This window comes from Pseudomonas paracarnis (genome assembly GCF_904063055.1).
Taxonomy (GTDB): domain Bacteria; phylum Pseudomonadota; class Gammaproteobacteria; order Pseudomonadales; family Pseudomonadaceae; genus Aquipseudomonas; species Aquipseudomonas paracarnis.
Genome location: NZ_CAJFCN010000004.1, coordinates 328,948 through 351,329, shown reverse-complemented (window position 1 = coordinate 351,329; position 22,382 = coordinate 328,948). Strand labels below are relative to the sequence as shown.

At 60.9% G+C, this 22,382-nt stretch carries 18 protein-coding genes and 1 pseudogene; 8 read left to right on the top strand and 11 right to left on the bottom strand.

Going from position 1 to position 22,382, the window contains the following annotated elements:
• Positions 1 to 16 precede the first annotated feature (16 nt).
• The 3 genes from JMV15_RS11570 to JMV15_RS11560 all read right to left on the bottom strand — a co-directional run bounded on the left by JMV15_RS11570 (position 17) and on the right by JMV15_RS11560 (position 3,470).
• On the bottom strand, positions 17 to 1,009 hold the full coding sequence (locus tag JMV15_RS11570; protein WP_014719047.1) for an ABC transporter permease: 993 nt from the start codon (positions 1,007 to 1,009) through the stop codon (positions 17 to 19).
• Positions 975 to 2,483 carry a sugar ABC transporter ATP-binding protein gene (locus tag JMV15_RS11565; RefSeq protein ID WP_014719048.1) on the bottom strand — a complete coding sequence of 503 codons (1,509 nt, stop codon included), beginning with the start codon at positions 2,481 to 2,483 and terminating at the stop codon, positions 975 to 977. The genes JMV15_RS11570 and JMV15_RS11565 overlap by 35 nt, the downstream gene beginning before the upstream one ends.
• Positions 2,484 to 2,546: 63 nt before the next feature.
• Complete coding sequence (locus tag JMV15_RS11560) at positions 2,547 to 3,470, bottom strand: substrate-binding domain-containing protein (RefSeq protein WP_014719049.1); 924 nt, start codon at positions 3,468 to 3,470, stop codon at positions 2,547 to 2,549.
• A 294-nt stretch (positions 3,471 to 3,764) separates the two neighbouring features.
• Here JMV15_RS11560 and JMV15_RS11555 point away from each other — a divergent pair, with 294 nt between their 5' ends.
• Complete coding sequence (locus JMV15_RS11555; protein WP_038450634.1) at positions 3,765 to 4,466, top strand: sterol desaturase family protein; 702 nt, start codon at positions 3,765 to 3,767, stop codon at positions 4,464 to 4,466.
• Between the two features lie 5 nt (positions 4,467 to 4,471).
• Here JMV15_RS11555 and JMV15_RS11550 read toward each other — a convergent pair whose 3' ends face one another.
• From JMV15_RS11550 to JMV15_RS11535, 4 genes are all read right to left on the bottom strand, one after another.
• On the bottom strand, positions 4,472 to 5,920 hold the full coding sequence (locus JMV15_RS11550) for a hypothetical protein (RefSeq protein WP_020301315.1): 1,449 nt from the start codon (positions 5,918 to 5,920) through the stop codon (positions 4,472 to 4,474).
• A gap of 167 nt (positions 5,921 to 6,087) precedes the next feature.
• Complete coding sequence (locus JMV15_RS11545) at positions 6,088 to 7,152, bottom strand: lipocalin-like domain-containing protein (RefSeq protein WP_038450637.1); 1,065 nt, start codon at positions 7,150 to 7,152, stop codon at positions 6,088 to 6,090.
• Positions 7,142 to 9,604, bottom strand: a complete 2,463-nt coding sequence (locus JMV15_RS11540) for an ABC transporter permease (RefSeq protein WP_038450639.1) — start codon at positions 9,602 to 9,604, stop codon at positions 7,142 to 7,144. The genes JMV15_RS11545 and JMV15_RS11540 overlap by 11 nt, the downstream gene beginning before the upstream one ends.
• Position 9,605: 1 nt before the next feature.
• Positions 9,606 to 10,274 (bottom strand): ABC transporter ATP-binding protein, encoded by a 669-nt coding sequence (locus JMV15_RS11535; RefSeq protein ID WP_020301318.1) that lies wholly within the window; start codon positions 10,272 to 10,274, stop codon positions 9,606 to 9,608.
• A 274-nt stretch (positions 10,275 to 10,548) separates the two neighbouring features.
• Between JMV15_RS11535 and pmrG the strand changes: the two genes are divergently transcribed.
• The 3 genes from pmrG (at position 10,549) to JMV15_RS11520 (ending at position 14,612) form a co-directional block, all read left to right on the top strand.
• Positions 10,549 to 11,229: a lipopolysaccharide core heptose(II)-phosphate phosphatase PmrG gene (gene pmrG / locus JMV15_RS11530; protein WP_019821204.1), complete on the top strand. Its 681-nt coding sequence runs from the start codon at positions 10,549 to 10,551 to the stop codon at positions 11,227 to 11,229.
• A 181-nt stretch (positions 11,230 to 11,410) separates the two neighbouring features.
• Positions 11,411 to 13,066 (top strand): lipid IV(A) 4-amino-4-deoxy-L-arabinosyltransferase, encoded by a 1,656-nt coding sequence (gene arnT, locus JMV15_RS11525; protein WP_038450641.1) that lies wholly within the window; start codon positions 11,411 to 11,413, stop codon positions 13,064 to 13,066.
• 28 nt (positions 13,067 to 13,094) lie between these two features.
• Entirely contained in the window at positions 13,095 to 14,612 is a 1,518-nt protein-coding gene (locus JMV15_RS11520; protein WP_038450643.1) for an ArnT family glycosyltransferase, read from the top strand.
• Positions 14,613 to 14,672: 60 nt separating this feature from the next.
• Here the strand turns inward: JMV15_RS11520 and JMV15_RS11515 are convergent.
• Positions 14,673 to 14,837 (bottom strand): annotated as a pseudogene (locus JMV15_RS11515) (AMP-binding protein); the annotation flags it as partial.
• A 572-nt stretch (positions 14,838 to 15,409) separates the two neighbouring features.
• Here JMV15_RS11515 and JMV15_RS11510 point away from each other — a divergent pair.
• The gene (locus JMV15_RS11510) at positions 15,410 to 16,207 is read left to right on the top strand and encodes a helix-turn-helix transcriptional regulator (protein ID WP_038450645.1); all 798 of its coding nucleotides are present in this window, start codon (positions 15,410 to 15,412) and stop codon (positions 16,205 to 16,207) included.
• A gap of 13 nt (positions 16,208 to 16,220) precedes the next feature.
• On the opposite strand, the gene JMV15_RS11505 is transcribed toward JMV15_RS11510, so the two are convergent.
• The 3 genes from JMV15_RS11505 to hpaA all read right to left on the bottom strand — a co-directional run bounded on the left by JMV15_RS11505 (position 16,221) and on the right by hpaA (position 19,315).
• A complete protein-coding gene (locus JMV15_RS11505; RefSeq protein ID WP_230957575.1) occupies positions 16,221 to 17,075 on the bottom strand; it encodes a hypothetical protein in 855 nt (284 codons plus the stop codon).
• 37 nt (positions 17,076 to 17,112) lie between these two features.
• Positions 17,113 to 17,940: a type III secretion protein gene (locus JMV15_RS11500; protein ID WP_224796950.1), complete on the bottom strand. Its 828-nt coding sequence runs from the start codon at positions 17,938 to 17,940 to the stop codon at positions 17,113 to 17,115.
• 514 nt (positions 17,941 to 18,454) lie between these two features.
• The gene (hpaA, locus tag JMV15_RS11495; protein WP_014719069.1) at positions 18,455 to 19,315 is read right to left on the bottom strand and encodes a 4-hydroxyphenylacetate catabolism regulatory protein HpaA; all 861 of its coding nucleotides are present in this window, start codon (positions 19,313 to 19,315) and stop codon (positions 18,455 to 18,457) included.
• A 128-nt stretch (positions 19,316 to 19,443) separates the two neighbouring features.
• On the opposite strand from hpaA, the gene JMV15_RS11490 reads away from it, so the two are divergent.
• Genes JMV15_RS11490 through hpaE form a run of 3 tightly spaced genes read left to right on the top strand, consistent with a single transcriptional unit; the run spans position 19,444 to position 22,342 of the window.
• Positions 19,444 to 20,109 (top strand): fumarylacetoacetate hydrolase family protein, encoded by a 666-nt coding sequence (locus JMV15_RS11490; protein ID WP_014719070.1) that lies wholly within the window; start codon positions 19,444 to 19,446, stop codon positions 20,107 to 20,109.
• Positions 20,106 to 20,876: a fumarylacetoacetate hydrolase family protein gene (locus JMV15_RS11485; RefSeq protein ID WP_014719071.1), complete on the top strand. Its 771-nt coding sequence runs from the start codon at positions 20,106 to 20,108 to the stop codon at positions 20,874 to 20,876. The genes JMV15_RS11490 and JMV15_RS11485 overlap by 4 nt, the downstream gene beginning before the upstream one ends.
• A 5-nt stretch (positions 20,877 to 20,881) precedes the next feature.
• Positions 20,882 to 22,342 (top strand): 5-carboxymethyl-2-hydroxymuconate semialdehyde dehydrogenase, encoded by a 1,461-nt coding sequence (hpaE, locus tag JMV15_RS11480; protein ID WP_014719072.1) that lies wholly within the window; start codon positions 20,882 to 20,884, stop codon positions 22,340 to 22,342.
• The last annotated feature ends 40 nt before the right edge of the window (positions 22,343 to 22,382 follow it).

Genomic DNA, 22,382 nt, shown 5'->3' with positions numbered 1-22,382 from the left:
CCTGTGTAGTGAAGTATTAACGATGGCGCTGACGGCTGATGAAAATCGCCAGCAAGATGATCCCGCCCTTGATCACGCTCTGGACGTAGGGCGACACGCCAAGCATGTTCAAACCGTTGTTCAACACGCCCAGCAGCATGGCGCCGAGCAAGGTGCCGATGATCACTCCGCGGCCGCCGGCAATCGACGCACCACCCAGTACCACGGCGGCAATCGCATCCAGCTCGAACGACACGCCGGCATTCGGCTGGCCGCTCATCAAGCGCGAGGTGAGCACCAGCCCGGCAATCGCGGCGGTGAAGCCGCTGATGCCATACACCAGCAGCTTGAAACGCGCCGCTCGCACCCCGGACAAGCGCACCGCTTCTTCATTGCCGCCGATGGCGTAGATGTAGCGGCCGATGCGGGTGTGTTGCAGCAGCACATAGGCCGCCAGGTAGGTGATCAGCATGATCAGGATCGGCACCTGCAGGCCAAACACACTGGCGCGACCGAAGAATGCGAACCACTCTGGCAAGCCGGAAATCGGATAGCCGTCGGTGTACATCAGCCCGAACCCACGGGCGATGCCCATGGTCGCCAGGGTGACGATGATCGGCGGCATATGCAGGTACGCCACGAACAGTCCGTTGCCGATGCCGAAGGCCACGCCCACTAGTAGCCCGACGCCAATCGCCAGGCCCGGCGGCAACCCGGCGACCATCAGCCCGGCGGTCAAGGTGCCGGACAACGCCATCACCGGCCCCACCGACAAGTCGATACCGCCGGTGAGAATCACGCAGGTCATGCCCACCGCGATGATGGCGTTGATCGACACCTGGCGGGCGATGTTGGAGAGGTTGCTGGCGGTGAGGAAAGTGTCACTGGCGAGGATCATCACCAGGGTCACCACCACCAGCCCGACAAAGGGATAAAACGCCGGCGAACGCAGCAGCCGCGCCAGGTTCAGGCGCAACCGGCCGGTGCCGGCGGTGTTAATGGACGTATTCACTTGAGCCCCCTGTTGCATGGCGCATGACCTCTTGAGGATTGACGGCGGACGCTTCCAGTACTTTGACGATGGCGCCCTTGTGGAACACGGCGACGCGGTCGCACATGCCGATGACTTCGGGCAGCTCGGAGGAAATCATGATGATCGCGTAGCCCTGTTCGGTGAGGCTGCGCATCAACGCGTAGATCTGCGCCTTGGCCCCCACATCGATGCCGCGTGTCGGTTCGTCGAACACCAGCACGTCGCAGTGGTGGTTGATCCAGCGGGCGATCACGACTTTTTGCTGGTTGCCGCCGCTGAGGTTCACCACAAGGCTTTCGCCACTGGGCGCCTTGATCGACAGCTGGCGCATCAGCGCTTCGACGCTGGCGCACTCGCGGGCCTTGTCGATCAGGCCCGAGGCGTGCTGATACTTGGGCAAATTGTTCAGGGAGATATTTTCGCGAATGCTGAAGGCGGTGATCAGCCCTTCGCTCTTGCGGCTTTCGGGGAGCAGGCCGATGCCGTGGGCCAGGGCTTGAGCCGGGTCATCGAGGCTGACTTTTTCCCCGCGCAGCCACACGTCTTTGCTCATCGTGGGCAGCGCGCCCATCATGCCCAGGGCCAGCTCGGTGCGGCCCGAGCCCACCAGGCCGGCGAAGCCCAGGATCTCGCCTTTGTGCAAATTGAAACGGTTGTGGGGGCCGTTGCGCACCAGCTGGATATCCTTGACCTCCAGCAGCAAGGGGCCGCGTTCGCTGCTGGGTTTGGGCGGGAAACTGCATTCCAGTCGGCGGCCGACCATCATCTCGACCAAGTGATCGATATCGCTGTCGGCCACTTCGGTAACGCCTGCATTGCTGCCGTCGCGCAGGACGCTGATGCGGTCGCAGACCTGGAAAATCTCTTCCAGATGGTGCGAGATAAAAATCACCGCCACGCCTTGGCGCTTGAGTTCGCGCATGATGTCGAACAGCAACTCGGCCTCACTGGGAGTCAGTGTCGCGGTCGGCTCATCGAGCACCAGCAGGCGTGCATCCAGGGCCAGGGCCTTGGCGATTTCGACAAACTGCTGCTCGGCCACGCTCAGGTGCTTGACCGCGCAGTGCAGGTCAATGCTGACCCCGAGGCGCTGGAACAACGCCTGCGCGGCCTCGGCCATTTCGCGTTTGCGCAACAGGCCGAAGCGGTTGCTCAGCTCATGGCCAAGGAAGATATTTTCTACCGCCGTGAGGTAGGGAATCAGGCTGAATTCCTGGAACACAATGCCAATCCCGGCGGCAATCGCATCCCGATAGGTCGCAAATTGTCGGGCCTGCCCATCGATAAGGATCTGCCCTTCGTCCTGGTGCTCGACCCCGCCCAGAATCTTCATCAGGGTGGATTTGCCCGCGCCATTTTCCCCGAGCAAGGCGTGGATTTCGCCGCGCTCCACTTGCAGGTTGATGGCCTTGAGGGCCTGCACCCCAGGGTAACGCTTACAGATGTTTTCCAGCTTCAGAAGACTGCTCATACCGCCGACCTCGCACTCAGAAGGAAGACCTGGGCCCCACGAACTACGCGGGGCCTGGGGGGTTTACCAGCTGAAGTCCTTGGCCTTGGCCTGGTCGATCAGGGTGATGTCCACCGGCACGCTGGCCGGTACTTGGGCGCCCCACTTCTTGGCCAGGGCGATGCCCAGGGCGAGGCGGATCTGGTCGCGGGGGTATTGGGCCGAGGTGGCGATGAAATGGCTGCCGGGTTTCTGGATCGCCTTGATCGCTTCCGGCGCACCGTCGACGCTGACCAGCTTCACGTCCATACCGCTGGCTTCGATGGCCGACAGCGCGCCGAGGGAGCCATTGTCATTCACGCTGAAAATGCCCTTGAGGGTAGGCTGGGCCTGCAACATGTTTTCGGTGACGGTCAGGGCCTGATCGCGTTCCTGTTTGCCGTTCTGGATGCTGACAATCTTGATGTCCGGGTGCTTGGCCACCGCCTCTTTGCAGCCGCGCACACGTTCGAGGATCGGCACCACGGCGATGCCGTCAAGGATAGCGATATTGCCTTTGTCACCGATGGTTTTAGCCAGGTACTCACAGGCCTGGAAACCAGCGTCGAAGTTCTTCGAGCCCACGAACGAATCCAACGGGCCATCTGCCTGGGCATCCACCGCCACCACTACGACGCCGGCAGCATGGGCCGACTTGACGGCCGATTGCACGCCGACCGAATCAGTGGGGTTGATCAACAGGATGTCGATGCCCTTTTGCAGCATGTCTTCGACATCACTGACCTGCTTGGACACGTCGTGGCGGGCGTCAGTGATGATCAACTTGGCACCGATGGTCGCGCCGGCTTCTTCCAGGGCGTTTTTCATGGTGACGAAATAGGGGTTGTTGATTTCCTGGAACGAGGCGCCGATGCGGATGGGCTTGGCGGCGTCGGCAAACGCGGGGGTCGCGCTGCCCAGGGTGATGCTGGCAGCCAGTAAACACAGGGTTTTTGGGAGCATTTTCATGGCGTGGGTCTCTGTTTTGTTTTTATTTTTAGAGCAAATGTTATCGTTAACATTTTGCCAGAAGCTAACAATTAATTCAGACCTGTGCAAGTCTCCACTGGTCGGCCTCGGGCAAAAATATGTGAGCTGGCTTGCCTGCGATAGCGCAGTGTCAGTCTACTGATCTGGCCCTGATCCACCGCCATCGCAGGCAAGCCAGCTCCCACAGGGCGATGAGGTGGTCAGTAAAAACTCGCACATCCGCTTACGCCAACTAAGCTCAGCCTCAAATAAAAACACAGCGAGCAGCCGGCCATGCCCCACCCGACCGAGACTTTCCGCGACCGTTACCGCGCAAGCGTCAACCCGCGTTACAACCCCTGGCTGCACGCCGCATTCGTGCTTGGCTACGGCATCGCCTGCATCACGCTGGCCTGGTCCTCCACCGCCGATATCACCGCCCTCCAGTGGCTGACCGTGCCCTTGAGCCTGCTGTTTTTCAACCTGTGTATCTATCTCGTGCACCGCCACCTGGGCCATCACAAACATGCATTCGCCCGGCTGTTCTACGCACGCCACACTGGCGACCACCACAGCTTCTTCACCCCTGATCACATGACTTACGACAGCCCCCGGGACTGGCGCGTCATCCTGTTTCCAGCCTGGCTGATCGTGCTGCACAGCCTGGCCATCACCCTCCCCGCCTGGTGGCTGCTCAGCCAACTGAGCCCCAACGTTGCCGGGTTGTTTGCAGGCTGCATGATCCTTGGCTACCTGCTCTACGAAGTGTTCCATGCCTGCGAACACCTGCCTGCCGAACACCCGGTGGCACGCCTACCGTGGATTCGCCAGATGCATCGCCTGCACGCCTTGCATCACCGTCGTGAGCTGATGCAGGGACGTAACTTCAACATCGTGCTGCCGTTGATGGACTATCTATTTGGCACTTTGCATTGGGAACCCGCGGTAAAAAAAAGGGGCAGTCCAACTGGACTGCCCCCCGCTTCACACACATAGATCAATCAGCGCACGATAGTCTGGCTGCAGATGTGGCCGAGGCTGACGTATTGGACGGTATTGCCACCCACGCCCACACCAGGGAACTCCCTGAGCTCGATGCGCCAGCCGCCCTCGTTGAACCAGGTTTCCCAGTTGTAGGTCTGGCCTGAGGCGCTGTCCGGGTAGCGCACTTTGTAGTCCCCAGAGCAGGTGCCCAGCGCGACATTCCCCGAGGCCGCGCCGGTGATGCCAGTCTTGGCCTCATAGTCGACCCAGTTGTAAGTGGCGCCAAAATGCTTGTCGACCCGCAGTACAGGAGTGACGCCGCGCAGGGGCTCGCCAGTGCTGTCTGACCATTGGGTGCTCCAGCTCAGATTGCGAGCCGCCTGGGTGGCCAGTTGGAAGATCGAGCTGGGAATCCGCACCACGTTATCGCCGTTCACATTGTGCTGGTTCAGGCGTGGCGCCGAGCCGAGGGTCAGCTTGTATTGAGCCTGAGGGTTCAATGCCACCGCCGGGTTGGCCCGCACGCGCACCTTGACCGTGTAGCCCGGCGTCAGGTTGGGATAGGTAGAAGTAGAGCCCTGCGGGACTTCCACCCACTGGGTGCCATCGAACCGTTCGAAGATCCACTGGTTACGCGTGCCCGCACCGTCATCGCCCAGGAACATGCCCACACCTTGGCCACGCAACGAGACGAAGGAGAAGTAATCCACGTCATTGACGCTGTCGAGGTTACCGGTCACCTGGTTCAAGGCATCCGGCAGCGCGAACGCGGTTTGCTCAGTGTCGTTGGGCTCGTAGGCATCAATATTGCTGTCCACTGCCACACCGAAACTGAACTGCGAGTTGCTCGCGGCATTGGCCACCATGAACCAGTAGTAGTCACCGGCCGGCAACACGCCGTTGAGGTATTCATCGGCACTGCCGGGGTTATCCGAGGTGCCCAACGGCGTCAGGTTGCCTTGGCCGTCGTCATGGAACAGCGTCAACGACATATCCGTGCCGGCACTCTGGTTCAGCAGCTGCACCTGGATTCGCGCGTTTTTCGGCAGGTTGAAGTGGTAAGCGATTTGCGCGCCGGTCTCCACACCGGTGAGAGTGTAAAGCGTGTTGATATCCAAGGTGGGAAACAACGGCGTGAAGGCTGCAACCGCGGCCTGTTTCATGTGCGCCGAGTCAGGTTTTTCCAACTGGCCAACCGGGGAGTCGATCGCCACATTACCGACGGCTGCCTTGCTTTTTTTGACGACGTTGGACTGCCCGGTCTTGGCGGCATTGAGCTTTTGCTTGAGCTCGCCCGAGACGCTGGCCTTTTCCAGCGTACCGCCAGGTTTCAACGCTTTGTCCACGGCCTGCTTGACCGCCTGCGCGCTGAGTTTTGCCGGGGTTTGCTCGGCCAGGGCAAAGGCCGAAACGAAGCAAGAGGCCGCCATGGCCGCGCCCAGAATGAAGGCTTTTTTCGATTTCATTTTTTATCCATCCATAGTTAAAAAATTGAAGCTCAGGTAACCGGTGACATCCGGTCACCTGGGATGGACTGTAGGACAAGACTGTATGCATGTACAGTATTTTTTAAAAAATCTGTGGGAGTATTACCCGTCGAGTCGTAGGGAAAAATTAACTCAGCTGTAGCCTCCTAGTAGCCCGTCATCTCCAAATACCCCACCCCACCCTCAAACCGCACCGGCCCTTCCCAGTACGGAATACCCAGGTCCATCCACGCCTTCGGGTTGACGGCTTCGGTGGTGATGTCCAGCTGTTTGCCGGGAATTTTCAGCGACCAGCGTGTGGGAATGTTGCGCCCGTCGATGGCCGTGGTGGTCAGCGGTGTGAGTTGGATGTCGCTGTTGTGCAAGGTCTGGGTGTGGCCCTGGGCGTCGATCCAGGTGCCGGTGAGGTAACCGTCGCTGTCTTTCTGCCGCACGCGAAACAGCATCAGCTGCGCGCCGCGGTCCAGGTGCAGGGAGAACCAGTCCCAGCCGGTCTGGCTGGCGGCCAGGGGTTGGCTGCTCCACTCGCGGTCGAGCCAGGCTGGGCCGCTGACCTGGTAGGTATGGCCGTCGAGGCTGACGCTGCCGTTGGCAGTGAAAAACGGCTGGCTGTAGTAGTACGACGCCTGGCCCTGGTCGGATTTGCGGCTGTAGCCATGGTCGCCTTGCAGCACCAGCGGGCGGCTGGAGGTCAGGTGCAGATCGTAGGCAAATTGCGCGCCACTGGCCTTGAGTTGCATGTCGGCCAAGGGGCTGGCGGTGCCGGGGCGGCTGGCGAAGTTCCAGTCGTCGATCCAGGCGTTGAATGGCTCTGCCTGAGCCCCAGCCTGGCCGACGCCACCCCGAGCCAGGCGTTCGGCGGCGTAGTGCCGGGTGGCCGAGGTGACGGCGGCGTGGCCGAGCCACACGGTTGAATCGCGCCAGCCCGGTTGGACGGGACCGGCCTTCAATGCGTTGCGAAACAGCGTCCATTGCACGCCGAAGACATTGCCTTCGTCATCCTTGAGGTTGGCCGTGACGTACCACCATTCGATACGAAAGCCGTCATGGGGCCCGTGGTCCTCGGGAAAGCTGAAGACTTTGCCGGGCACCACCTGGGCAAAGTCCGCCGCATCGCTGCCCAGCCCGGCGAAACTGTCCTCGGGTGCGGGCGCCTGGTCGCAGCCGCTCAGCAGTAACCAGGCGATGCACGCCAATGCCTTAATCTTCATGGGCGAACGTCCTCAACAAATCCGCCGGGCGGCTGCGGTACAGCTGCCAGAGGGGCCAGGCCGACGCGAGCAAGGTGGCAAGCATCGCCAGCCCCAGCAATTGCGCAAGCTGCCCGGGGAATACTTGCAACGGCAGGCGCCAGCCGAAGGCCTGCACGTTGATCACCGCATCCAGGCACCACGCCAGCAACAGCCCCAGCGGCAACGCCAGGATCAATGTGAGTACCGCCAGCAGCCAGGTCTGGCCGAGGTTGAGCAGCATCAATTGTCGGCGCGTCACGCCCAGCGCCCACAACGGCGCGAGTTGGCCGAGGCGGCTTTGGCTCTGGGTCAGCAAGCTGATGAACAATGCCACGCCGGCGACGCCAAGGGTCAGGCTGTTCAACGCCGCAGTGGCGGCGAAGGTGCGTTCGAAGACTTGGCTGGACCACCCTTTGAGTTGCTGTTGATCGACGATGCGGCTGTCTTCCAGGGCAAACTCACGCTGCACTTCACGGATCAGCGGCGGCACGTCGGCGGGCGCCACCCGCAGGTTGAAGCGCGCCGGTGAGAGCGTCGGCCAATGCGCCAACAGGTGCTGGACATTGACCAGCAGATGGCCCTTGGGGTTGCCGTAGTCGGCATAGATGCCGACGATCTTCGGCGCCCAGGTGCCCTGCGGAGTGGGGATGGACACCGTGTCGCCCAGTTGCACCTTCAGGCGTCGCGCCAGTTGTTCGCTGAGCATCAGGCTGTCGTCTTGCAGCAAGCGGTCCCAGGGCGCGTCCACCGCCTCCAGCAGCGGCCAGTGTTGACGATAAGTGGGGTTGTCGACCACGCCGAACACCTCCGCGGGCCAGCCTTGCAGTTGCACCGCCACCTGCCAGGCGGGCAATACGGCCTGCACCAGGGGCTGACGGGTCAACCACGTTTTCAGTTGCTCGGCCTGCTGCGGATTTTGCGGGTTGAGGTACAGCTCGGCGGTGAGACGCTGCTCCAGCCAATGGGTGAAGGTCTGGCGAAAGCCCGAGGTCATGGAGCCGGCGCCGATATTCGCCGCCAGGGCCAACAGCAACGCCATCAGCGCCAGGCTCAAGGCCGGCAGTTGTTGGCGGCAATCGGCCAGGAACCACTGGCCCAGCACCGAGCGGCTGCGCCCCAGCACCGCTTTCAATAACCCGTTGAGCAGCACCGGCAACGCCAACGCCGCGCCCAACAGCAAGGCCGCCATCAGCACAAACCCGGCGGCCAGGCTATCGCCCAGCCACAGTGCCAGCAACGCGATCAGCAAGGCGGCGGATGCCACCCAGCCCTGGCGCCGCAGCCAGCGCCCATGGGCTTGATGCCAGGCTTGGGCGTTGGCCAGCGCGAGTAACGGCAAACGCGCTGCGCGCCACAGGCTGCTGGCTCCGGCGAGCAACGCGCCGAGCAGGCTCACGCCCAGGCCGGCCAGCCACCACCAGGGGCTCAAGTTCAATTGGCCGGCGACTTCGGCGCCGTACAGGCCGCGCAAACTGGCGGCGACATCCGGCAGCAACAGGCTGGCCAGCAGGTAGCCGCTGGCGATACCGAGCACACCGCTCAACACCGCCAAAGCGCCCAATTCGACGCCCAGGCTCAGGATCAGCATGCGTGCGCTGACTCCACAAGCGCGCAAGGTTCGCAGCAGGCCACGGCGCTGTTCCAGGGCCAGGCCGATGGCCGCATGCACGATAAACAACCCCACCACAAAGGATAAAAAACCCACCGCATCCAGGTTCAGGTGAAAGCTTTCGGTGAGGCGTGACAGGTTGCTGTCCTCGCCCTGCTTGAGTTGCAACACGGCGGGTGGCGTGGGGTGGCGGGCGGCGAAGGTGTTGTCCAACAGTAGGCGCGACAGGCGCCCAGGCATGTTGAGCAGGGGTTGGGCAAAGCCGATATCGGTCAGCAACAGGCCGGGCGCCATATCCGCTTGCACCTGCAACGGTGGCAGGCGTTGCCCGGTGGACGTCAGCGGCTGCTCGCCCGCCTGCAACCCCAGCGCCTCTAACGTTTGCGCAGCGACCCAGGTACGCCCCGGCGGCTCGAAGAACGCCAGCATTTGCGCCTGGCTCAAGCGTTGCCCCGCCACGCTGCCGCTGCCGGGCAACGACACAGGGTCGATGCCCATCAGTTGCAGACGCTGTTGGTCACGCCCCTGGAGCACCACCCGCCCCTGCACCACCGGGGATACCGGCCAGCCGGCGCGGCGCAGCTCGGCAAACAGTGCCTGGGGGAAACTGGCGGCGTCCGGCGCAACCAGGCTGGCTTGGGGTTCGCCACCGATCAATTGGCTGGCGCGTGCGTAGCTGTCCCGCGCCTGGCTGTTGAGGGCCTGCACGCCGGTCAGTAGCGCGGTGGCCAGCCACAAGCCGGTGAGCACGCTGAAAAATTGCACCGGATGGCGCCGCCAGTGGCTCAGCAATGCGCGTAGCGTCCAGTAAAACAGCGCCATTTCAGCGTGCGTCCATTGGCACGACACGGCCACGGTGCAGCACCACTTGCCGGTCAAGCCGTGCGGCCAGGCGCGGGCTGTGGGTGACCATCAGCAGGCTGGTGGGGCTGTCCCGCAGCAGGTCCAACAGCAGTTGCAGCACTTCATCGCTGGTGGCTTCGTCGAGGTTGCCGGTGGGCTCATCGGCCAGCAACAAACCCGGTCGCGAGGCCAGCGCCCGCCCGACGGCAACCCGTTGCTGCTGGCCACCGGAGAGTTGCTCGGGGTAACGCCGGAGCAAGTCGCCCAGTCCCAGGCGCTCCACCAATTGCGCTTGCCAGTGCGGGTCGAAACGCCCCGCCAGCCGCGCCTGGAAAGCCAGGTTGTCTTCCACGCGCAAGCTGCCGATGAGGTTGAACTGCTGGAAGACCAGACCGATTTGCGTGCGGCGCCAATGGGCCAGTTGCCCTTCGTTGAGTTGGTCGAGGCGCTGCTCGCCGATGCGGATGCTGCCGGCGTCCACTCGGTCCAGCCCGGCTACCAGGTGCAGCAAGGTGCTTTTGCCACTGCCCGATTCGCCCATCAGCGCCAGGCTGCTGCGCTCACCCAGGTGCAGGTCGACGCCGGCCAGGACGGTCAGCGGGCCTTGCGGGGTCGCGTAGTTTTTAACAACACCTTGCACCTGCAACATAAGAACGCTCATCTGAAGGACCAGCAACGAGAATAACGGCTGACGCTGCTGCCCACGCAAATTTTTCACATGGATTTCACCGTCTGCCCATCCACCGAACTTTAAAGTGCCCGCCAACTCGTGGTGACTCACAACTTATTAGTTAATCCAAGTGACACTCCTAACATGCAAGTGTTCAGCAAAAAGACAGCGGCGCTGTGACAGTCTCCTGCCTCACCAAGGGCAACTGCCCAATCGTGCAGCCTTTTTATAAACACAATAAACAGTGCCGAGGATGAACCGCGTGGCAGACATGATCCTGGCCAACCCCCAACCCAAAAGGTCAAGGTTAAAACGCCTGAGAAAATACCGCCTGCACCTGCTTGGCATCAGCGTCACCGCCTTGTTGTTGACGGGCTTTTTATTCTGGCCCAGCTCGCCCCTGGACCTGGGCGTGGGCAATCGCCTGCTGACCTCCGGGGTGCTCGCCAGTTGGCGCGAGGGTGAGCTGGTGGTGCTGGTGCGCCATGAGGAGCGCTGCGACCGCTCTGCCAACCCCTGCTTCGGCCCTGCCGATGGCCTGACCATCAACGGTACTGAACGCGCCGTCGAACTGGGCAAAGCCTTTGATTCATTGGGCATGGCCCTGACCGACGTACTCAGCAGCCCCACCACGCGAACCGCCCAGACGTCACTGTTCATGTTCGGCAAGACCGAGCTGTCCCCCGGCCCGCTGGCCATCTGCGGCGACGCCATGGGCGATGAAATCCTCGGCCACAAACAGCCGGGACGCAACCTGATGCTGATCACCCACAGCGCCTGCATGAGCGACTTCCAGACCAGCCTGGGCTTCCCTCACGCAGCCGCTGCAGAGTACGGCAGCGCACTGTTCGTCAAGGTGCTGCCCAACGGCACCTTCAAGGCCATGGGCACCATGAACAGCGAAGAGTGGACCGCCGCACTCAAACAACTTTAATTACACTTGTTTACATATTAAGCCACAACGTGTTCAGCAAAACGACAGCCCTGTTCTGGCATGTTTAGTCGCGTCTGTTAGTTATGTTTCCCTACAACTACTTAGTGACCCTTACGATGCTTCACCCTATTAAGTTAATACCGCCATTGCCCGTACTTGAACGTTATGGAGCGATGTGCGCATGCCCCGCATAAACCCATTGTCCTGGCTATTGCTGGGCGTTGCCGTGTTCTTCCTGTTGCCCCTGGGCTTTCACGGTTTATGGACGCCGGACGAAACTCGCTACGCCCAGGTCAGCCAGGAAATGCTGATGAGCGGTAACTGGGTGGCGCCGCACTTCATGGGCGTGCGTTATTTCGAGAAGCCCGCCGCCGGCTATTGGCTCATCGCCCTCGGCCAGACGGTGTTCGGTGAAAACCTGTTCGGTGTGCGCATCGCCTCGGTCCTGAGCACAGTCCTGAGCGTGGTGCTGGCCTACCTGCTCGCCCGGCGCGTGTGGAATGACCCGCGCAAGAGCTTTGCCTGCGCCCTGCTCTATCTGAGTTTTGGCCTGGTGGCCGGGCAAGCCGGGTATGCCAATCTCGACCCGCAATTCACCCTGTGGGTGAACCTAAGCCTGGTGGCGTTGTGGTTTGCCCTGGACTGCCGCACGCCACGGGAACGCCTGGGTGCCTGGGCGGTGTTGGGCGTGGCCTGCGCCATGGGATTCATGACCAAGGGGTTCCTGGCCTGGCTGTTGCCGGTGCTGATCGCCGTGCCCTACCTGGTCTGGCAGCGTCGCGTCGGTGAGTTGATGCGCTACGGGCCGCTGGCGGTGCTGGTTGCCGTGCTGGTGTGCCTGCCATGGGCCCTGGCGATCCACCTGCGCGAACCAGATTACTGGCATTTCTTTTTCTGGCATGAGCATATCCGCCGCTTTGCCGCCGACAACGCACAGCATGCGCGGCCGCTGTGGTTCTTCCTGCCGATCATGGTGGTGGCGTGCCTGCCGTGGGCCGCCTTGCTACCCGGCACCCTGCTAAAAACCTGGCAGGAAAAGCGCCAGCCGGCGATTGCCTTTCTCGCGCTGTGGCTGCTGCTGCCCCTGGGCTTTTTCAGCCTGAGCAAAGGTAAATTGCCGACCTACATCATGCCGTGCCTGTTGCCCCTGGCCTTGTTGATGGGCCACGGTTTGATCGACCTGATCAAGCAAGGCAAGGCGCGCCCACTGGTCATCAACGGCGCGCTCAATTTCGTGCTCGGCATGACGGCCATGGCTGCGCTGATTTACCTGCAAATCACCCGCCCGCTGTACGGCAATAGCCATGCGCAGATGTTCAACCTGTCCCTGGCGTTTATCGTGCTGCTGGGCTGGATCCTCGCCAACCTGCTGCAAGCGGTGCGCCCGTTGACGTTGTGGGCGATGCCCGCCCTGGGCATTGGCTTGCTGGTGGCCCTGCTACCGGCGGGCATGCCGGCCCTGATCGAAGATAACGAGATGCCCGACCAATTCGTGCTGGAACATCTGGACGAACTGCAACCTACCCGTGCTTTGCTAAGCAATGACCTGGGCCTGGCATCGGCCTTGACCTGGCGCCTGCGCCGGCCCGATGTGGCGTTTTATAACACCCAGGGCGAGCTGCGCTACGGCTTGAACTACGAAGACGCGGCACAGCGCAAGGTCACGCCGGACAGCGTCCAGGCCTGGCTGGTCGAGGCACGCCAACACGGGCCGGTCGGCGTGCTAATGCAGGTCAAGAGCACCAGCGAACATCGCGAAGAAGGGAAATTGCCCCCCGGCGGCAAACGCTATCGCAAGGGCAACCTGGTGCTGACGATTTACCCCCAACAACCTTGAATGCAGCGCCTGCCACAGGGACCACCCCATGAGCTTCTGGAAAACCGAACGCGGCGCCCTGGTGTTACTGCTGGGCACCTCGGCCTTGCTGCTCTTGCTGGGCCTGGGCAGCCGCGACCTGTGGGGGCCGGAAACGCGCTGGGCGAATATCGCCTTGCAGATGCTGCAAAGCGGTGACTACTTCGACCCATACCTCAAAGGCACGCCGTATTACGACAAACCCCTGCCCTCCTATTGGCTGATTACCGGGTTTGCCCACCTGCTGGGCGGCCTCGGCCCGTGGTCGCTGCGCCTGTCATCGGTGCTTGCCGCATGGTTGAGCATCTGGCTGGTGTACCTGATCGGTGAACGCCTGTTTCGCAAAGGCACCGGGCTGATTGCCGGGTGGATGCTCGCCACCACCTTCTATTTCCTGTTCTGGGCTCGCGTGGCCACCGCCGATGTACTCACCGTGTGTGGCGTACTGGCAGCGGTGTGGTGGTATTGGCGTGGGCCGGATGACACGCGGCTGGGGCGCTACACGGTGTTTTTCCTGTTGCTGGCCGCCACCTCGCTGTTCAAGGGTTTGATCGGTGTGGTGCTGCCGGCGCTGATGCTGTTGCCACACTTGCTCAGCGAACACCGCTACAAACGCCACCTCAACCTGCGCCTAGTGCTGGCCCTGCTCATCGCCGGCGTGGTGTATGCGATTCCCTTTGTACTGTCCCACCGCTACGGCGCCCCCACTTACGGCGAGAGCGGCCTGGAGCTGGTGTTCCGCGAAAACGTGGTGCGTTTCTTCGACCCCTTCGACCATATGGGGCCGATCTACACCTACCTGATTTACCTGCCGGTCTACACCCTGCCCTGGGCACCCTGCTGGATACTTGGCCTGTGGCTGGCCGTGCGCAACTGGCGCAGAGCGCCGCCCAACGTACGCTGGCTGGTGTGGGGCCTGGGCCTGTTGTTTGTATTCTTCACCGCCAGCGGCAGCCGCCGCAGCTACTACGTGTTGCCGCTGGTACCCTTTGCCCAACTGCTCGCCGCCTGGTGGCTGAGTGAACGCCTGCGCAAAAAACCGATGAGCTGGCTGCGCTGGCAAACAGGCTTTGGCCTCAGCGCAGGCCTGCTCTTGCTGGTGCTGGGCGTGATCTACCCTTGGACAAATGGCAACGGCGGCGTTACCCGCTTCGCCGCCGACCTGCAAGCCCAGGCGGAGAAAAGCGCGCCCTGGAACCAATGGCAACTGGTGCTGGTAGAGGTCGACAACAAGCTGCCCATGTACCTGCAAAACCACGGTAAACCTTTCTACTACGTCAGCGAAAGCCAGGACTTCCCGCGCCAGGGCAACAGCGTCGCGTTCATGGCCTGGTTGGAAAAAACCAGCGGCCAGGGGTTTGATCCGCAACGCACGATTATCGTCACGCAGTATTCCAAGGACGAGCCGACGCCGTTGGCGTTCCTGGGGGTGGATCATCAGGTGGTGACGACCCAGCCGGATAATGGGGAGCGGTTGTTCAGGGCGCGTGAGGGAGGGAGTGTGGCGTTTGTTCCGGGGATACGTTGAGGCACTGTGCTTGCTGGCCTTTTGTCATGGTTTGTAAAGGGCCAGCCAGCCGTGTCCCTGGTTCTGCTGGGTCAGGATGGCAACCGGTGCGCTATCGTGCAGCAGATACTCCAGGCGTTCGGCGGGATGGGCCGGGTCCAGCGGCACGTAGCAGGCCTCGGACTTGAGGATCGCCAACAACCCCGCCAGGGTGTCGAGACCACGCCGGGCCAGGATTGTGACTCGCCCACGCGCAGTTGGTCGAGCCAAATGTCTTGTTGGGCGCCAGTGAGGGAGAAGCGGGCCGGCAGGCTGGAGGAATGCTGCATAAGATCCTTCTCATGGGGGGTCAGGCACTCGCCGCGCAGAGGTGGCTCATTACGCCGAAGTTGCCGGATGGGAGCATGGCCGCCGGGGGGGCTGTCACCCGAAACCCGGACATTCAAACGGAGGGATAGGCCTTGGCCGACGGTGCATGGCTGAAATGATTAAAGCGCTGTAGGAGATTGGCTACATCTGATCGATAGTGGCGTTTTTGATACCTCCTGTTTTTTCTATTTTCCTAATTATTTTCAGTAAGTTAAGCAAAACTAAAAATAACTTACGCCTGTACGTAGCCGGCTCAACTCATGAGAAACGTCGGTTTAATGGCGCAGTTTTTATGGCAGCTTGTGTCCCTCGTTCCCGCTACATACGTAGGACAAAGCCCCATGGCTAAATGAAATTTCGAACGCCGAGTTACGTTCAAGCAGTACGGAACGCCCTGCACAGGCCCTGGGCAACCGTTGACGGTTTTCGACATCAAGGATGAGATGGCTATGAGTCTGACCCCCAGTATTGGCGGCACCTGCGGCCCGCATTTTTTCTATGCCGAAATGGGCGAGTTGATTTCAAACAGCGGCGACGAACATTTCGCCGCCACGATGTTGCAGTTGGTGGGCAAGTGGGTACCGATTCACCTGGTAGACCTCAGCGAATGGACCCTGGATGAACTGCGCGACCGCGTGCTGGGCATCAAGTTACTAGGCAGCGCCGGGGTGAAAAAGGATTTGTCGGTGCCCCAGACCTTGCATGCGCTGAACGACCACCCGCTGTTGCGGCAGATGCTGCACATGCAAGACCCGCTGCTGATCCAGATGAACGCCAAGGCCAACAGCGCGCATCCGCGCGGCACTTCCCACCAATGCAACCTGGTATCGCGCCAGGGCAATCGACGTTGTGTGATTTCGTTCTACCGTCCGCCGACCCAGCAGGGGTTTTCCCTGGCTGAGTTGTCGTTTCTCAAGCGCCTGTCGGACACACTGTTGCCGTTGATGGAGCGGCACGCCCAGAGCCTGCGCCAGGCTCCACGCGCCGAAACTGAGCCGGCCCATACCCTGCTGGAACAATCGCAGTTGAAGCGTGAATTCTACAAACGCTTGTCTTTGAGCGACATCACCCTTTCGGCGCGGGAACAGGAAGTGTGCCTCGGTCTGCTGACCGGCGGTACCGTGCCGCAAATCGCGGAGAAACTCAGTGTCAAAAACAGCTCGATCGAGACCTACCTCAAGCGCGCAGCCGCCAAGCTGGGCGTGAGCGGCCGGCATGGCCTGGCCAAATGGATGGTGGGCGCCTGATAAACACACGACGTTAGAGTAACTTGAGCCCAACCGCGGCACGCCGGTTTGCATCGCCGCTTTCCAGTGGTTGTTTGTGCCCGTATTTGTCCAGGAAGCCGCCCACCACGGCCATCGAATGAAAGCCGCTGGTGACCGTGCCGATAGCGCCGTTCAGGAAGTCCTGGAGGGTCGCGGGCGCCACGAAGTCTTTCAAGCCCAGGCGACGCAAGGCCTGTCCCGGATACTCGCCATCATTGAGGCTGCGTATGGCTGCGGCAAAACTCTTATTAGCCTCCCCGTCATTATTTTCGAGGTAGGCGCGTTTGGCACTGACGGCATATAGAAAGTGTGCATTGACCAGAACATCGTTGGGCCGGTCGGAGCCGAAGTTGGCGCCGGCCGTGGCCTGCTTCAGTTCGTCATGGGTGATGTGCAGCTTGAACCCATCGCGCGTGACAATACGATAGCCGGTGTCGGTGACCACGATGGATTTGTAAATACCGTAAGGGTTATGGCCGAATCTCATCATCACGGCCTTAATGGCGGATATCGTCACGCAATTACCTTCGGTCAATTGGTAAAAGCTTTTGAAAATATCAGTGGGCTTGATGCCCGTATTCGCAGGCGTACCTTTCAAGAATTCGTCACGATTGACGGTGCGGTTATCGGTGACACTCGCAGGCAAAGGTACTGAATCAACGTCGGGGTTCAACCGAGCGGATAACGTGGCCAACAGACGTTCCAACTCGCCTACCAGGCTACTCAGTTGTTTGGCTTCGCTGGCTGGCGCAGGCGGATTGGAAGAAGACACAACAACTGGAGAAGTTACAGCATCGCTCGCCCTGGCATGACCAAGAGCAACAGCATTAACGCAAGACACTAACATGTTGGATAACCTCCTGACACTTACCGAACACTTCAAATTACCCGCGAAGGGTGACTACCTTCAATGACGGTGAAACCGGCGTGTTGTATAACTGGCCCTCCATCACGCCCTCAATAATCACGCCGTTCTTGTTTCTCCCGCCCTTGTCCAACGGCACCCCGACCTGCGCCCCCAAAGCACTGGCCTCGATGACCTGCATATGTTCTTTCAGCCCCAGATAGGACAGCGCCGTGTCACCGTCGATGCCGCCTCCGGCCCCCACCAGTACACCCGGATAACTAGCCTCGGCATGGTACGCGCTGTCTTTTTCATAGTGGCTGAAGAAACGGTCCGCGGCCCTCTCGCGCGCCAGTTCAATGTGCTGGCGCTTGCTCATCACGCCAAACAGAAATTGCGCATCCTTGACCATGCCTTCATCGCCGCCACTGAACTTTGCCGCCCTGGCCGCCAGTTCAAGTTCTTCAACGGTGATTATCAGCTTGAAGCCGTCTCGCATCGTCACGTCATAGTGGTCGCCATGTTTGACGACGTGCTTGAAAATCCCGATAGGGCTTTGCCCGAATGTAGCCATGACAACCTTGATCGCGGCCACGTGCTCCTCTCGGCCCAAGATGCCCAGGTAAGGAAAGTTCTCATACGTGGCACGCAACCCATTGCGCAGGTCGTCAGGCTTTTGCCCTTTGGGTTTTTCAGACATAAACGTAGTGATTGGCTCATAGTTTTTATCTGAAAACATCTCAGCGAGTTCGGTATCAAACGCGCTACGGGTCTTGGCGAGGTTCGGCCGGTTCATGAAGGGCGCCAATTGTTCTTTCCATACACTTTTAACGGTTGGCACGGTGTCAGGTGCAGTCTGCGTATTCATCAGTGGTCTATGCGGCGAACTCACAACAGGGGTTGGGTAAGCCACAACGGGTGGCTGGGGTTTCGGCGCCTCATTCTCCCTGCTCATCCATGTTTTAAGTGCCACGACTAATGTACCCAACAACCTCAACAGCTCCCCCAGCTCTGCGTCACGGTTTGAGTTAACGCTTGGGCCAATCGGATAATGTGCCGGTGATTGACCCAAGGGATTGGGTCGATCTGTAACGGGTTGATCAAGGGTTTTATCAGGCTGTGTAAACGTTGAGTGCGCAGGTGAGTAAGCAGGCTGAGTGTGCGTGAGCATTGTAGGAAGTCTCATTTAATTGAAGGAGGACAAGCGAAAACTATCAGGCGCTACTTGCTCACCGCCGCTGCCGAAAGCCTGCACTGAACAAGTACTCATGCGTGGCCAGGCGGTCGGAAAAGTTCCTGCCAGACAGGTAACAACATCCTTCTCGTTCAACGAACCGCTATCAGAAAATTCCTCAGCGTTGCGCTTTTTCTCCGAACAATCCTCAGCGTATCGCCGACTGACGCACCCGATATTCCCCCGGCGTCATCTGCGCGTACCGCAAGAAAAACCGACTGAAATACGCTGGGTCCTTGAACCCCAGTTGGTAGCAGATTTCATTCGCGGAACTGCCGGTAAACAACAGCAGGCGCTTGGCCTCCTGCATCAGCCGTTCAAGGATCAGGCGCTTGGAGGGCAGGTCGGCGATGCGCCGGCACACTTCATTGAGCCGCGCCTGGGTCACGCCAATACCTTGGGCATAACGCGCCAACGGCCAATGTTCCAGATAGTGGGCTTCGATCAGTTCGTTGAAGCGATGGAAGATACGCAGGTCTTCATGGGCTGTCGGACGTGCGGGCTGGGCGTGGGCGCACAGGCGCAGCAGGCGGATCATGATCAGCCTTGTGAGGCTGTCGAGGGCGGCGGCGCGCCCTGCCCGTTCGGCGTTGATCTCACTGCACAGCGCCTCGAAGAGTGGCTCCAGACCCTCGGCGTCGCCAGTCAAGGCCACACATGCGGCACCGCAAGCAAGGCTGGGGTCGGCGTCGATCAAGCTCCACACCAGTTGCTGGCGCACCGTCAACACATGCCCGTCGGCATCGGCCTCGGTGACAAAAGCGTGGGCCACCGTGGGCGGCGTGAGAAAAAACATCGGCCCCGATTCAACGTATTGGTGGTCATCCAGATATACCCGCACCGCGCCACTCTTGACGTAATGCACCTGGAAAAACCGGTCATGGCGATGCACGGCCATATTGCGCCCGAAAAAACCTGCCAGGTTGCCGAGCTTGTCGTAATGCACCTCGGCGTCGCTGTAGCGCTGGTCGTAGACCTGCCCGATGTTGATGTTGGGAATCGGCTTCACGGGGCTCTCTTCTTGTTGTTGTGAGGCCAGCGCAGTGTGCCACGCTTGACGGTAGTTAACATATTAATTATAACGTTAACAACTTAACGAACGGCCTGTGCAGCCGTCGTCACCGCCAGGAGAAACGCATGAGTCGTACCCTGCATGATGTTGCCAGCGGCACCCTGTTCGGCGTTGCGCTGAACTACCAAGGCCTGCTGGACCAGCATCTCGCCGCCTTCCAGCAGGCGCCCTACCAGCAGCCACCGACCAAGCCGGTGCTGTTTATCAAAACCCCCAACACGCGCAATGGGCACGACGGCGTGGTGTTACACCCGCACGGCGAGCGCCTGCAACCGGGCCCGGCGCTGGGCGTGGTGATCGGCCAGCGCGCCAGCCGTGTCAGCCCGGAGAACGCCATGGCCCATGTGGCCGGGTATGTGGTGGTGAATGAATTCAGCCTGCCGGAAGACAGCTACTACCGCCCTGCCGTCAAAGCTAAATGCCGCGATGGGTTTTGCGCCCTGGGCCCACGGCTGGTTGCGCGGGATCAAGTGGCCAACCCCAATCAACTGAGCCTCAAGCTGTTCGTCAATGGCGAGCTGCGCCAGGAAAGCTCTACCGCCCATTGGGTACGCGACATCCCGCAATTGATCGCCGAGATCAGCGAGTTCATGACCCTGTACCCCGGCGATGTGCTGATCACCGGCACTCCGCAAGGCCGCGTGGATGTGCAGCCAGGCGACCAGGTTGAGGTCGACATCACCGGCATAGGCCGACTGAGCAACACCATTGCAGCAGAGGCATCGGCATGAAACGCGCACGTATCCGCTTTGAAGGTGCAACCCACAACGTATTGGTGCAAGCCGACTGCAGCGTGCGCCTGGAGGATGGGCGGTTGCTGGCCGAAGACCAGGTGCAATGGCTACCACCCGCCACCGGCAACATGTTCGCCCTGGGTTTGAACTACGCCGACCACGCCGCCGAACTGGCCTTTACGCCGCCGACCGAACCGCTGGCATTCATCAAATCGGTGGGCACCTACACCGGCCACCGCCAAGTCACCTGGCGCCCGGACAACATCGCCTACATGCACTACGAGTGCGAGCTGGTGGCGGTGATTGGCAAGACCGCGCGCAACGTCAAACGCGCCGACGCCCTGGACTACCTGGCCGGTTACACGGTGTGCAACGACTACGCGATCCGCGACTACCTCGAGAATTACTACCGCCCCAACCTACGCGTGAAAAACCGCGACGCCACCACCCCGGTCGGCCCATGGATCGTCGACGTGGCCGATGTGCCCGACCCAGGCAACCTGAAATTGCGCACCTGGATCAACGGCGAACTGCGCCAGGAAGGCAGCACAAAAGACATGATTTTCGATATCCCCTACCTCATCGAATACCTGTCCAGCTTCATGACCCTGCAACCGGGCGACATGATCGCCACCGGCACGCCCGAGGGCCTGGCCGATGTGGTACCGGGGGATGAAGTGGTGGTGGAAGTCGAAGGCGTGGGCCGCCTGGTCAACCGTATTGTCAGTGAAACGGAGTTTTTCTCCGCGCGCAAAGAGGCTTGAGCACCATGATCAAACACTGGATCAACGGCCGTGAGGTCGAAAGCAAAGACACCTTTATCAACTACAACCCGGCCACCGGCGAGGCCATCGGTGAAGTGGCCAGCGGCGGTGCCGAAGAAGTCGCGCAGGCCGTGGCGGCGGCCAAGGCCGCGTTCCCCAAGTGGGCCAATACGCCGGCCAAAGAGCGCGCGCGCTTGATGCGCAAGCTGGGCGAGCTGATCGAACAGAACGTGCCACACCTGGCCGAGCTGGAGACCCTGGACACCGGCCTGCCGATCCACCAGACCAAGAATGTGTTGATCCCGCGTGCCTCGCACAACTTCGATTTCTTCGCTGAAGTCTGCACCCGCATGGACGGCCACACCTACCCGGTGGACGACCAGATGCTCAATTACACCCTGTACCAGCCAGTGGGCGTGTGCGGACTGGTGTCGCCCTGGAACGTGCCGTTCATGACCGCAACCTGGAAGACCGCGCCGTGCCTGGCGCTGGGCAATACGGCGGTGTTGAAGATGTCGGAACTGTCGCCGCTGACCGCCAATGAACTGGGGCGCCTGGCGGTGGAAGCCGGGATTCCCAATGGCGTGCTCAATGTGATCCAGGGCTACGGCGCCACCGCCGGTGATGCACTGGTGCGCCACCCGGACGTGCGGGCGATTTCCTTTACCGGCGGCACCGCCACCGGTAAGAAAATCATGCAGAGCGCCGGCCTGAAAAAGTACTCCATGGAACTGGGGGGCAAGTCGCCGGTGCTGATTTTCGAAGACGCCGACCTGGAACGCGCCCTCGACGCCGCACTCTTCACGATCTTCTCCCTCAACGGCGAGCGTTGCACCGCTGGCAGCCGGATCTTTATCCAGGAAAGCGTCTACCCGCAATTTGTCGCCGAATTCGCGGCGCGGGCCAAGCGCCTGATCGTGGGCGACCCCCAGGACCCGAAGACCCAGGTCGGCTCGATGATCACCCAGGCCCATTACGACAAGGTCACCGGCTATATCAAGATCGGTCTGGAGGAAGGCGCCACGCTGCTGGCCGGTGGCCTGGAGCGTCCTGCCAACCTGCCGGCGCACCTGAGCCGCGGCCAGTTTATCCAGCCGACGGTGTTTGCCGACGTGAATAACCGGATGCGCATCGCCCAGGAGGAAATCTTCGGGCCGGTGGTGTGCCTGATTCCGTTCAAGGATGAAGCCGAGGCACTGCAATTGGCCAACGACACCGAATACGGGCTGGCCTCCTACATCTGGACCCAGGACATCGGCAAGGCCCACCGCCTGGCGCGCGGTATCGAAGCGGGCATGGTATTTATCAACAGCCAGAACGTACGGGATTTGCGCCAGCCGTTCGGCGGGGTCAAAGGCTCGGGCACCGGGCGTGAAGGCGGCCAGTACAGCTTCGAAGTGTTTGCCGAGATCAAGAACGTGTGTATTTCCATGGGCAGTCATCACATTCCGCGCTGGGGCGTGTAGCCCAGGCTCAAACAAGCCTCCTGCGGGAGCCGGGCTTGCC

What these genes read in the sequence shown, in the direction of transcription:
- JMV15_RS11570 (WP_014719047.1), bottom strand. Translation starts at nt 1,009, where the DNA reads ATGCAACAGGGGGCTCAAGTGAATACGTCCATTAACACCGCCGGCACC.
- JMV15_RS11565 (WP_014719048.1), bottom strand. Translation starts at nt 2,483, where the DNA reads ATGAGCAGTCTTCTGAAGCTGGAAAACATCTGTAAGCGTTACCCTGGG.
- JMV15_RS11560 (WP_014719049.1), bottom strand. Translation starts at nt 3,470, where the DNA reads ATGAAAATGCTCCCAAAAACCCTGTGTTTACTGGCTGCCAGCATCACC.
- JMV15_RS11555 (WP_038450634.1), top strand. Translation starts at nt 3,765, where the DNA reads ATGCCCCACCCGACCGAGACTTTCCGCGACCGTTACCGCGCAAGCGTC.
- JMV15_RS11550 (WP_020301315.1), bottom strand. Translation starts at nt 5,920, where the DNA reads ATGAAATCGAAAAAAGCCTTCATTCTGGGCGCGGCCATGGCGGCCTCT.
- JMV15_RS11545 (WP_038450637.1), bottom strand. Translation starts at nt 7,152, where the DNA reads ATGAAGATTAAGGCATTGGCGTGCATCGCCTGGTTACTGCTGAGCGGC.
- JMV15_RS11540 (WP_038450639.1), bottom strand. Translation starts at nt 9,604, where the DNA reads ATGGCGCTGTTTTACTGGACGCTACGCGCATTGCTGAGCCACTGGCGG.
- JMV15_RS11535 (WP_020301318.1), bottom strand. Translation starts at nt 10,274, where the DNA reads ATGTTGCAGGTGCAAGGTGTTGTTAAAAACTACGCGACCCCGCAAGGC.
- pmrG (WP_019821204.1), top strand. Translation starts at nt 10,549, where the DNA reads ATGAACCGCGTGGCAGACATGATCCTGGCCAACCCCCAACCCAAAAGG.
- arnT (WP_038450641.1), top strand. Translation starts at nt 11,411, where the DNA reads ATGCCCCGCATAAACCCATTGTCCTGGCTATTGCTGGGCGTTGCCGTG.
- JMV15_RS11520 (WP_038450643.1), top strand. Translation starts at nt 13,095, where the DNA reads ATGAGCTTCTGGAAAACCGAACGCGGCGCCCTGGTGTTACTGCTGGGC.
- JMV15_RS11510 (WP_038450645.1), top strand. Translation starts at nt 15,410, where the DNA reads ATGAGTCTGACCCCCAGTATTGGCGGCACCTGCGGCCCGCATTTTTTC.
- JMV15_RS11505 (WP_230957575.1), bottom strand. Translation starts at nt 17,075, where the DNA reads ATGTTAGTGTCTTGCGTTAATGCTGTTGCTCTTGGTCATGCCAGGGCG.
- JMV15_RS11500 (WP_224796950.1), bottom strand. Translation starts at nt 17,940, where the DNA reads ATGAATACGCAGACTGCACCTGACACCGTGCCAACCGTTAAAAGTGTA.
- JMV15_RS11490 (WP_014719070.1), top strand. Translation starts at nt 19,444, where the DNA reads ATGAGTCGTACCCTGCATGATGTTGCCAGCGGCACCCTGTTCGGCGTT.
- JMV15_RS11485 (WP_014719071.1), top strand. Translation starts at nt 20,106, where the DNA reads ATGAAACGCGCACGTATCCGCTTTGAAGGTGCAACCCACAACGTATTG.
- hpaE (WP_014719072.1), top strand. Translation starts at nt 20,882, where the DNA reads ATGATCAAACACTGGATCAACGGCCGTGAGGTCGAAAGCAAAGACACC.